8 protein-coding genes are annotated in these 10,756 nt (G+C 73.1%); 3 read left to right on the top strand and 5 right to left on the bottom strand.

The window, feature by feature from the left end; genetic code table 11:
• Positions 1-110 precede the first annotated feature (110 nt).
• The 3 genes from purH to Q7T52_RS03420 form a co-directional block, all read right to left on the bottom strand.
• Positions 111-1,682: a bifunctional phosphoribosylaminoimidazolecarboxamide formyltransferase/IMP cyclohydrolase gene (purH, locus tag Q7T52_RS03430; RefSeq protein ID WP_304799412.1), complete on the bottom strand. Its 1,572-nt coding sequence runs from the start codon at positions 1,680-1,682 to the stop codon at positions 111-113.
• A gap of 104 nt (positions 1,683-1,786) precedes the next feature.
• Positions 1,787-2,395, bottom strand: a complete 609-nt coding sequence (gene purN, locus Q7T52_RS03425) for a phosphoribosylglycinamide formyltransferase (RefSeq protein ID WP_304799410.1) — start codon at positions 2,393-2,395, stop codon at positions 1,787-1,789.
• A gap of 10 nt (positions 2,396-2,405) precedes the next feature.
• Complete coding sequence (locus Q7T52_RS03420; RefSeq protein WP_304799408.1) at positions 2,406-3,677, bottom strand: DUF6350 family protein; 1,272 nt, start codon at positions 3,675-3,677, stop codon at positions 2,406-2,408.
• Between the two features lie 92 nt (positions 3,678-3,769).
• Between Q7T52_RS03420 and Q7T52_RS03415 the strand changes: the two genes are divergently transcribed.
• Together Q7T52_RS03415 and Q7T52_RS03410 are read left to right on the top strand one after the other, a co-directional pair.
• Entirely contained in the window at positions 3,770-5,647 is a 1,878-nt protein-coding gene (locus Q7T52_RS03415; protein WP_304799406.1) for a hypothetical protein, read from the top strand.
• 65 nt (positions 5,648-5,712) lie between these two features.
• Positions 5,713-7,110, top strand: coding sequence for a hypothetical protein (locus Q7T52_RS03410; RefSeq protein WP_304799404.1), 1,398 nt, complete (start codon positions 5,713-5,715; stop codon positions 7,108-7,110).
• Between the two features lie 63 nt (positions 7,111-7,173).
• On the opposite strand, the gene sucD is transcribed toward Q7T52_RS03410, so the two are convergent.
• Together sucD and sucC are read right to left on the bottom strand one after the other, a co-directional pair.
• Entirely contained in the window at positions 7,174-8,067 is an 894-nt protein-coding gene (gene sucD, locus Q7T52_RS03405) for a succinate--CoA ligase subunit alpha (protein WP_304799402.1), read from the bottom strand.
• A 1-nt stretch (position 8,068) separates the two neighbouring features.
• Entirely contained in the window at positions 8,069-9,241 is a 1,173-nt protein-coding gene (gene sucC, locus Q7T52_RS03400; RefSeq protein ID WP_304799400.1) for an ADP-forming succinate--CoA ligase subunit beta, read from the bottom strand.
• 350 nt (positions 9,242-9,591) lie between these two features.
• Between sucC and Q7T52_RS03395 the strand changes: the two genes are divergently transcribed.
• On the top strand, positions 9,592-10,581 hold the full coding sequence (locus Q7T52_RS03395; RefSeq protein WP_304799398.1) for a M23 family metallopeptidase: 990 nt from the start codon (positions 9,592-9,594) through the stop codon (positions 10,579-10,581).
• The last annotated feature ends 175 nt before the right edge of the window (positions 10,582-10,756 follow it).

Here is a 10,756-nt window from a genome sequence, read left to right as displayed (position 1 = left end):
GCCTGCGGTGGTCTCGACGCGCTCGTACGACCTCGTTCCTCGGTCGTGTCGCTCGCTCGACCTTCGCTCGCGACGCAGGTCCGCTCGTTCCTCGCGGACCTGCTGCTCGCTCAGTGGGCGAAGTGGCGTGTGCCGGTGAAGTACATCGTCACGCCGGCGGCCTCGGCCGCCTTGACGGTCAGCTCGTCGCGGACCGAGCCCCCGGGCTGGACGATGGCGGTGACGCCGGCGTCGATGAGGATCTGGGGACCGTCCTCGAAGGGGAAGAACGCGTCGGACGCGGCGACCGCACCCACGGACCGCTCCCCCGCGCGCGTGACCGCGAGCTTGCAGGAGTCGACGCGGTTGACCTGGCCCATGCCGACGCCGACCGAGGCGCCGTCCTTGGCGAGCAGGATGGCGTTGGACTTGGCCGCGCGGCAGGCCCGCCACGCGAAGGCGAGGTCGGCGAGCACCTCGGGCGTGGCCGGGGTGCCGGTCGCCAGGGTCCAGGTCGACGGGTCGTCGCCCGGGGCGTCGACGGCGTCGCGGTGCTGCATGAGCAGCCCGCCCGAGACCGGTCGCGTCTCGACGCCACCGCGCACGGCAGGCTCGCAGACGAGGACGCGGATGTTCTTCTTGCGGGCGAGCACCTCGACGGCGCCCTCGTCGTAGGCCGGCGCCACGATGACCTCGGTGAACACCTCGGCGACCTGCTCGGCCATCGCGACGCTCACCGGCCGGTTCGACGCGATCACGCCGCCGAACGCCGACACCGGGTCGCACTCGTGGGCACGGCGATGGGCCTCGGCGACGTCGGTGCCGACGGCGATGCCGCAGGGGTTGGCGTGCTTGATGATCGCGACCGCGGGCTCGTCGAAGTCGTAGGCCGCGCGCCGGGCGGCGTCGGTGTCGAGGTAGTTGTTGTAGGACATCTCCTTGCCGTGCAGCTGCTCGGCCTGGGCGAGCCCGGTGCCGAACCCGTTGAGGTAGAGCGCGGCCGGCTGGTGGGGGTTCTCGCCGTAGCGCAGCGTCGACGCCTTGGTCCACGTCGCGCCGGCCCAGGCCGGGAAGCCGTCGCCGTCGGAGGTGTCGGTGAGCACGTTGCCCATCCACGAGGCCACCGCGACGTCGTACGTCGCCGTGTGGACGAACGCCTCGGCCGCGAGCCGCTGGCGCTGGGCGAGCGTGAAGCCGCCGGCCGCGACGGCCGCCAGCACGTCGTCGTAGGCCGCGGGCGAGGTCACGACGCCGACGGACGGGTGGTTCTTGGCGGCGGCGCGGACCATCGAGGGCCCACCGATGTCGATCTGCTCGACGCAGTCGTCGGGAGCGGCGCCGGACGCGACGGTCTGGGTGAAGGGGTAGAGGTTGACCACGACGAGGTCGAACGGCTCGACCTCGAGGTCCCGGAGCTGCTGCACGTGGGACTCGAGGCGCCGGTCGGCGAGGATGCCGGCGTGCACCCGGGGGTGTAGCGTCTTGACGCGCCCGTCGAGGCACTCGGGGAAGCCGGTGAGGTCCTCGACCCTGGTCACCGGCAGGCCCAGGCCCTCGATGAGCGCGGCGGACCCGCCGGTCGAGACGAGCGCGACCCCCGCGTCGTGCAGGCCGCGGACGAGCGCCTCGAGCCCGGTCTTGTCGTAGACCGAGACGAGCGCTCGTCTCAGGGGAATCCGGTCCAGCGGGATCTGGTCAGCCATCAGTGGGTGCTCCTACGTCGAGGAAGGAGGGCCACCCAGGCGGTCGATGGCCTCACGATCACTCCCCGGTGGTTGCCCACCCGCGCCAGTCGTGTGGCTGGACTCTATCGCCCGAAGCGGACGCGGCGCCCGTCGAGGGTGAACCCCTCGCGCGCCATCCGGCCGACCGCGTCGACGAGCATCGTGCGCTCGGCGACCTTGATCCGCTCGTGCAGCGTGTCGACGGTGTCGTCGTCCTCGACGGCCACGGCGGTCTGGGCGACGATCACGCCGGTGTCGACGCCGGCGTCCACGACGAAGAGCGTGCAGCCGCTGACCTTGACGCCGTAGGCGAGGGCGTCGGCCGGGCCCTGCATCCCGGGGAAGGACGGCGACAGCGCCGGGTGGGTGTTGACCACGCGCCCGCCGTGGGCGGCGAGGAAGGCGTCGCCGACGAGCTTCATGAAGCCGGCCAGCACCACGAGGTCCGGCCGGTGTCCGGCAACCTCCTGCGCCACGGCGGCGTCCCACTCGTCGCGGGACGCGAAGTCCTTGACCCGGTGCACGAACGTCGGGATCCCCGCCCGCTCGGCGCGCTCCAGGCCCTCGATGCCGGACCGGTCGGCGCCGACGGCGACGACCTCGGCGCCATAGGCCGGGTCGGCGCACGCGTCGAGCAACGCCTGCAGGTTGGTCCCGCTGCCGGAGACGAGGACGACCAGGCGCGCTGACACGCCCCGGAGACTACTGGTCGAGCTCGATCTCGACCGGCATGGTCCGCCGCTGCCACCAGGTGACGACCAGGCCGCCGACGAGCCCGCCGATGCCGAAGGCGGTGACGGCGTGCAGCAGCACGTCGAAGGCGTACGGCGCCACGTCGCGCATCCGGCCGGGCCCGACCGCACCCCCCGAGAGCGACGCCGCGACGCTGAACAGGACGCCGGCCATGATCCCGCCGGCGGCGCCGCGGACGGCACCCTCGACGTAGTAGGCCGTCGGCCAGACCCACTGCGACCACGCGGCGGCGACGAACGCGACCAGGGGCGGCAGCAGCACCAGCCAGCCGGTCCAGGCGGGGACCGGGCCGTCGTCGGGAAGCGCCGCGAGCATCGGGAACGCCGGCAGCGCGCCCAGGACGACCCCGCCGGGCGAGACGAGGGTGCCGGTCCCGACGGTGAAGCCGGGACCGAGGAGGTAGGAGCCGCTGAAGAGGACCGCGTTGGGCAGCAGGACCAGGCCGAGCACGACGACGAGCACCACGGCGCCGCCGCCCCCGCCGAGCTGGCCCATCACGTTGGCCGCGGTGGAGAAGTCGACGACGAGGGCGACCAGGAAGCCCACGAGCGAGACCAGGAGCCACAGGAGCACGACCCGCCGGGCGACGTGGGCCGTGGCGCGCGCCGACACGGGGAGGGCGGCGGTCCAGATGGCGGCCCGGCCGGACCCGGCCGCGATCGCGGGTACGCCGACCACGAGGCATAGGAGCAGGGACCACAGGACCACCCGCGGGACGCTGGGCGAGGTCGACGCGGAGGCCGCGACGGTGGCGGTCGCGACCGCCGTGACGGCGTAGCCGGCGGCGAACAGGCTGGCGGCCAGCGGGACCACGACGTCGCGCTGCCCGTCGGCGATGCCGCCGGCGTCGGGGCCGTGGCCCGCGACCGAGGCGCCGAGGCGGTGGCCGGTGCGCCAGATCGCCCAGGCGGAGAGCAGGGTGATGCCGAGCGGCATCGCGGTGACGGCCACGCCGTCGATGCTGACGCCCGAGCCGTGGCCCATCAGCCAGGACAGCGCACCGACCCGCAGGCCGTAGCGCGGGGCGCCGTGCGAGCCCCCGTCTGTGAGGTACCAGCCGGCGAGGCCCGTCGCGAGACAGACCAGCAGGGTGGCCGCCGCGGCGGCGACGCCACCGCCGGTGGCCAGCAGGACCAGGGGACGTCGGGTGGTGAGGTCCTGGCGGACCTGCTCGCTCGAGCGGCCGGTCTTGCTCTGGGGAGGCGGCAGGAGGGTCGTCATGGCCGGACCATCGTGACAAGAGCGGGCGGCTCCTCGGCGCCGCCACGCCGACTCGGGCCCGAACGCCGTGTTCGTCTACCGTGAAGGACGCCATGCGACAGCCCGACGACTTCGACGCCTTCTACAAGGACGCGCGCGAACGACTGCTCGCCCAGACCTACGCCCTCACCGGCGACCTGGGCGCGTCGCGGCGAGCGGTCCGCGAGGCCTTCGTCGTGGGCTGGCACCGCTGGCGCAAGCTCTCCCGGCTCGAGCAGCCCGAGGAGGTCGTCCGCCCGCACGCCTGGCGGCTGGCCCAGCGCAACCACACGGCGCGGGTGTGGCACCGCGAGAAGGACATCGCGCCGGAGGTGCGGGCCACGCTCGACGCCCTCGGCAAACTGTCGATCGCCCAGCGCCGGGCGCTGGTGCTGACCCAGCTCGCGTCGGTGTCGATGCCCCAGATGGCCCGCGAGGTCGGTCTGCCACCCGAGCAGGCCGAGCGCGAGCTCCAGTCCGGCGCCGCCTCGCTGGCCCTGGCCCTCGACGTCGAGACCGTCGAGCTGCGCGCGGTCTTCGAGCGGCTCGGCGCCTCGGTCCACGGCCGGGGCCGCTGGCCGCGGGCCACCATCGTGCGCCGCTCCGGGGCCGCGCGCCGCCGGACCCACACGATCGTCGGCGTGCTCGGCGCCGTCGCGGCCGTCGTGATCTCGGGGTCGCTGGTCACCGACGCGGCCGGCGTACGTCCCTCCCTCGACGAGGCCGGCACCCGGGTGCCGCTGCTCCCGGTCGGCCCGGTCCGCGCGAGTGACACCCCGGTCGCCGTGACGCTGCCCGAGTCGTCGCTGCTCGTCCCCACCGACCTGCAGGAGCGCTACGCCGGACGCTGGGCCCAGGTCCGTACCGGCGACAACAGTGCCGGCAACGGGCTCGCCGTGCCGTGCCAGCGCGACCGCTACGCCGACCCCAGGGGCAAGGCCACCCTCGTCCGCGAGCTCGAGAGCCCGGGCCGCGGCGGCGCGGGCAGGACCGTCGCCGTCCAGCTCACCGAGGCGTCCGCCACGACCCGGGCCGCCCGGCGCACGTTCCGCACCACCGCCGCCTGGTACGCCGGCTGCACCGAGTCGCAGGTCCAGCTCCTCGGCACCCGTACCCCGACCGCGGTCGGCGACGAGGCGCTGCAGTTCGTGCTGCGCCGCTGGCGCTCGCCCGTCACCACCTACGTCATCGGCGTCGCGCGCACCGGCGGCTACACGACGACCACGGCCGTCCGGCTCGTCGGCGACGCGACCCCCGACCGTGAGGCCGGCGCGGCCCTGCTCGCGGCCGGCGTCGGCAAGCTCTGCGCGCTGCCCGAGGGCGGTGGCTGCGCCCCCGACGCTCCCGACGTGGTCGACCGCGACCCGCTGCCGACCGGCCAGCGCCCGGCGCTGCTCTCCGAGGTCGACCTGCCGCCCGTCACCGGCGTACGCCGCCCCTGGGTCGGCACCGAGCCGAGCCGCCCCACGACCAACGCGGCCGCGACCGGGTGCGACTCCACGTCGTTCTCCGACCCCTTCAAGGGCGCCCGGTTCAGCCGGACCGCCACCCGGACCTTCGTCGTGCCCGAGGCCGACCTGCCCCAGGAGTTCGGGCTGACCGAGACCGTCGGCGCGCTCCCGGTCGGCCGCGCCCAGGCGCTCGTCGAGCAGGTCCGCAGCCGCCTCGCGAGCTGCCCCGAGCGCGACCTCAACACCGAGGTCGAGGAGCTCTCGCGCACCGACACCAAGGCGTTCTCGCTCACCGCCTGGCGCCTCGACATCAAGGTGACCGACGCCCGCTCGGTCGTCTTCTACATGGCGATCGTCCGCGCCCGCACCGGCGTCGCCCAGATCGGCTTCGTCCCCGCTCGCGGCGCCGACCTGCAGCCCGGCGCGTTCCTCGCGCTCGCCGTGCGCGCACGGGCCCGGCTCGCCCAGCTGCCGGCACCTCAAGGTGCCGCCCAGGGCTGAGCCCCTGCCACAACCTTTCGTCGTCGGGCGTCGTCCCACCCGCAACGACGACGAAGGGAACGACCATGACGACCACGGCCCCCCGCCACCTCCGACGCCCCCGGACGCTGCTCGCCGCGGCCGCGGTCGCCGCCCTCCTCCTCACCGGCTGCGGGGACACCACCGAGGCCGGCCCCGACGGTCCCGACGCCGACCGGGCCGACCGGGCCGGCGCCACCGTGGCTCCCACCCCCACCAGCAGTGCGGCCAGCCCGTCCGACTCCCCCGTCGACGACGGCAGCACCCCCGACGTCCCGGTCGACCCCGCCCAGGTCACCGCGGTGCCCGACGACTTCCCCCTCGCCGCCGGACTCCCCGCGACCAACGGCGACGACGGCTCGCCCGTCACCGTCACCGACCGCCCCTCGTGGCGCGACGTCGAGCTGTGCGGCGACGTGGTCTGGTCGCAGCAGGTCCCCGTGCCCACCCTCGACCGCGCCGGGGCGTCGTACACCGGCGAGGCGGAGGACACCCGCTCCCGCCTCGTCGCGGTCTACGCCGACGAGCTCGACGCCCAGCAGGCGCTCGACACCCTGCGCGACGCCTACGCCGCCTGCCCCAGCCAGGACCTCGGCGGCACCGAGCAGGTCTACCAGGTCGTCGACACGGCCCAGGGCTCGGCCACCGTGACCCACCGCTACCGCCTCGACGGCCGTTTCGACGCCGGCCTCGAGGTCATCGAGCTGGTCGCGGTCGGCAACGCGCTCTACCTGTCGTCCTACTACGGCGAGGGCGGGGGCAGCGACGAGGCCATCGCCTCCTTCGTCGACTTCGCCCGCGAGTCGTCCCAGCCGGTGCTCGACGCCCTGGCGGTCTTCAGCGACCTCGGCGGGCCGACGTCGACGACGCCCCCTGCCGACGGCGAGATCCTGGACGACTTCCCCCTCGCGTCGGGCTGGCCGACGAGGACGGTCGAGCCCGGCTCCGCGGGCCTGGAGCTCCCGGTCGACGGGCTCCTGGCGTCGTTCCCGGACTACGCGTGCGACAGCAGGGGCCCCGCTGCCGGGACGACCGACGTGCTGCGCGCCCAGTACTCCGACGTCGAGGCCTACCTCTCGCGCGAGCTGCTCACCTTCGCCGACGCCGACGACGCGGTCGCCCACCTGGCCGCGCTGCGCGACTTCTACGGCTCCTGCCCGACACCGACCGAGGACGGACTCAGCTATCCCCTTCGCCTCGTGGACACCGAGGTCGGCGGCGACTCGTTCGCGGTCGTGCGCAGCACCGAGTACGACGGCGAGCCGGCCATCGGGATGAGCGCGCTCCACGCGGTCCGGGTCGGTCGCTCGATCCTGCTCGACAGCACCTCCGGCGAGGGCATCGTCCAGGACGCCGGCGACGCCGAGGACCTGGCCGCCTCGATGGCCACCCGGGCCGCCGACGTGGTCGCCGCGCAGTGTGCGTTCACCGTGGCCGGCTGCTGACGTCGTACGGCCGAAAAATGCGCTGACCCGTCCCCGATCGGGGACGGGTCAGCGAGAGGTGGATCAGAGGTTGGCCAGGACCTCGCGCATGAGGGCGGCGGTCTCGGACGGCGTCTTGCCGACCTTGACGCCGACGGCCTCGAGGGCCTCCTTCTTGGCCTGCGCGGTGCCCGAGGAGCCGGAGACGATGGCGCCGGCGTGGCCCATGGTCTTGCCCTCGGGGGCGGTGAAGCCCGCGACGTAGCCGACGACCGGCTTGGTGACGTTGTCCTTGATGTAGGCCGCGGCGCGCTCCTCGGCGTCGCCACCGATCTCGCCGATCATCACGATCGCCTTGGTGTCGGGGTCGGCCTCGAACGCCGCCAGGGCGTCGATGTGCGTCGTCCCGATGATCGGGTCGCCGCCGATGCCGATGGCCGTCGAGAAGCCGTAGTCCTTGAGCTCGAACATCATCTGGTAGGTCAGCGTGCCCGACTTCGACACGAGACCGACCGGGCCGGTGCCCGCGATGGTGTGGGGCGTGATGCCGGCCAGGGACTCGCCGGGCGTGATGATGCCCGGGCAGTTGGGACCGATCATCCGGGTGCCGGCCGTGTTGGCGTCGCTCTGCAGGTAGGACCACACCTCGGCGGTGTCCTGCACGGGCACGCCCTCGGTGATGACGACCAGCAGGCCGATGCCCGCGTCGATCGCCTCGATGCAGGCGTCCTTGGTGAACGCCGGCGGCACGAACGCGACCGACACGTCGGCGCCGGTCTCCTTCATCGCCTCCTCGACGGTGCCGAAGACCGGGAGCTCCTTGCCGTCGAGCTCGACGGTGGTGCCGGCCTTGCGGGCGTTGACGCCGCCGACGATGTTGCTGCCGGACTGGAGCATCAGGGTGGTGTGCTTGGCACCCATCCCACCGGTGATGCCCTGGACGATGATCTTGCTGTCCTTATTGAGGTAGATCGACATGTCAGTTGCCACCGTTCGCGAGCTCGGCGGCCTTGTCGGCCGCACCGTCCATCGTGTCCACCTGCGTGACGAGCGGGTGGTTGAGCTCGTCGAGGATCGCCCGGCCCTTGTCGACGTTGTTGCCGTCGAGGCGTACGACGAGCGGCTTGGTCGCGGCGTCGCCGAGGATCTCGAGCGCACCCTTGATGCCGTTGGCGACCTCGTCGCAGGCGGTGATGCCGCCGAAGACGTTGACGAACACGCTCTTGACCTGCTCGTCGTTGAGGATCACGTCGAGGCCGTCGGCCATCACCTGGGCGTTGGCGCCGCCACCGATGTCGAGGAAGTTGGCGGGCTTGACCCCGCCGTGCGCCTCGCCGGCGTAGGCGACGACGTCGAGGGTCGACATGACCAGGCCCGCGCCGTTGCCGATGATGCCGACCTCGCCGTCCAGCTTGACGTAGTTGAGGCCCTTGGCCTTGGCCTTGGCCTCGAGCGGGTCGGCCTCGTCCTTGATCTCGAACGCCTCGTGCTCGTGGTGACGCACCTCGGAGGCGTTCTCGTCGAGCGACACCTTGCCGTCGAGGGCCTCGAGCTTGTCGCCGGCCAACCGCGCGAGCGGGTTGACCTCGACGAGCGTCGCGTCCTCCTCGACGAAGACGGTGTAGAGCGCCTCGATCATCGTGACGGCCTGCTCGAACACCGCCTCGGGGAACTTGGCCTCGGTCGCGATCTCGCGCGCCTTGGCGGCGTCGACGCCCTTGCCCGGGTCGATCGGGATCTGCTTGACGGCGTCGGGGTTGGTCTTGGCGACCTCCTCGATCTCCACACCGCCCTCGACCGACGCGATGCAGAGGTACTGGCGGTTGGAGCGGTCGAGCAGGAACGAGAAGTAGTACTCCTCCTCCGGCGGCGTCGCCGGGGTGATGAGCACCCGGTTGACCGTCAGGCCCTTGATCTCCATCCCGAGGATGTTGGACGCGTGCTCGAAGGCCTCGTCCGCGGTCTTGGCGAGCTTGACGCCACCGGCCTTGCCGCGACCGCCGGCCTTGACCTGCGCCTTGACGACGGTCACACCGCCCATCTCCTCGGCGGCGGCCTTGGCGGCCTCGGCGGTCTCGACGACGACCCCGAGGGTCGTCGCGACGCCGTGCTTGGCGAAGAGCTCCTTCGCCTGGTACTCCATCAGGTCCACTGGTCCACCATGTCTCTCGGTGTGTCTCTGGGTGTCTCTCGACTGCGCGAACGGGTCGTGCTCACGCAAGGCATTTTCCTCGCCGCACCCTAGACCCGCGGCGCGGCGGGCCGCCGACGAGGTCCGCCGCCGCCTCGTCCCACAGCTCTGGTGGGTGCCCGGCGACCGCTCGGGCCGTTCCCCTGCAGGGGTGGTCCTAGCCGTCCACAATCCGGTTCCGCCCGATTACCGGGCGTGCTCGGCATCGGTTACAGTCGGGGCCGCGCCGCACCGGTCCACGAAACGTCTGTTCCGCGCCGAGCGCCAGCACCAGCGTCCACCAGTCCTTCACGTACGGGAGTCGTCTGTCCATGGGTAACCACCGAGCGGAACGCCGCGGCCCCGGCCGCCGACCCTCGGAGACCCACGACGACAGCGCCTACGTCGGACGGCGGGCCGCCCGCCCGGCCCCCGAGGCGGTCGTCCCGCTCGGGCGCTCCGAGGCTGCCGTCACGTCCGGCACCCACCACTTCGGTGACCTCGACCACACCGCCGAGCTGCCCCTGGTCCGCGACCGGACGCCCGGCAAGCGCAAGGCCGTCAAGCACGCCGGCTCGCGCGGCCCGCTCTTCCGCGGCCTGCCCTCCGCGCCGGTCCTGCTCGGCGTCGCCACCATGGCCGTGGCCGTGGGCGGCGTCCTCTACTCCCCCGACGCCACCAGCCCGGCCCTGGCCGGGACCGTGGTCAACGACGTACGCCCCGCCAGCGCGCTGAGCGGCTCCGGCGGCATCGCCACGGTCGGCGACGTGCGCACCACGGCCAGCCGCAGCGGCGAGCGCGCCACCCTCGAGCAGGCCAGCGACACCGACCTCGTCGCCGTCGCGGAGGCCCAGGCCGAGGAGCGCAACGCCGCGCTCGGCGAGCTGGCCGCCCAGGCCGAGAAGCAGGCCGCCAAGATCAAGGAGAACCGCTGGTTCCTCCCGATCGACCCGGCCATCCTCACCGCCCGCTTCGGCGAGTACGGCCTCTGGGCCAGCTATCACACCGGCCTCGACTTCAACGGCGAGAACGGCGACCCCATCCACGCCATCGCCAACGGCATCGTGACCTTCGCCGGCTACGACGGCTCCTACGGCAACAAGACCGTCGTGACCCTCGAGGACGGCACCGAGCTCTGGTACTGCCACCAGACCTCGCAGTACGTCTCCGTCGGTGACGTCGTCACCGGCAACGAGATCATCGGCACCGTCGGCTCCACCGGCCACGTCACCGGCTCGCACCTCCACGTCGAGGTCCGCCCCGGCGGCGGTGACCCGGTCGACCCCTACGCCGCGTTCGTCGCCAACGGCGTCGTTCCCTGACGTTCGTCCTCTGCGTCACCCGGGTTCTGCTTCGTCACGGGGGGTCTGCTTCGTCGGGTCATTCGGGGTCGGGCTGTCCGCGCGCCTAGCATCCCGGGCCTCCCTGTCAAGGACGCCTTCGGCGCCGCTTCGCGGTCGCTGCGCGATCCTTGACAGCGAGCCTCTCCCGGGATGC

Origin of the sequence: Nocardioides sp. (assembly GCF_030655615.1) — a bacterium.
Lineage (GTDB): Bacteria > Actinomycetota > Actinomycetes > Propionibacteriales > Nocardioidaceae > Nocardioides.
The sequence above is the reverse complement of the archived record's forward strand: the minus strand, read 5'-3'. Positions and strand labels throughout refer to the sequence as shown.

Excerpts from the sequence above, each read along its gene's own strand:
- purH (WP_304799412.1), bottom strand. The coding sequence starts at position 1,682 with ATGGCTGACCAGATCCCGCTGGACCGGATTCCCCTGAGACGAGCGCTC.
- Q7T52_RS03420 (WP_304799408.1), bottom strand. The coding sequence starts at position 3,677 with ATGACGACCCTCCTGCCGCCTCCCCAGAGCAAGACCGGCCGCTCGAGC.
- Q7T52_RS03415 (WP_304799406.1), top strand. The coding sequence starts at position 3,770 with ATGCGACAGCCCGACGACTTCGACGCCTTCTACAAGGACGCGCGCGAA.
- Q7T52_RS03410 (WP_304799404.1), top strand. The coding sequence starts at position 5,713 with ATGACGACCACGGCCCCCCGCCACCTCCGACGCCCCCGGACGCTGCTC.
- sucD (WP_304799402.1), bottom strand. The coding sequence starts at position 8,067 with ATGTCGATCTACCTCAATAAGGACAGCAAGATCATCGTCCAGGGCATC.
- Q7T52_RS03395 (WP_304799398.1), top strand. The coding sequence starts at position 9,592 with ATGGGTAACCACCGAGCGGAACGCCGCGGCCCCGGCCGCCGACCCTCG.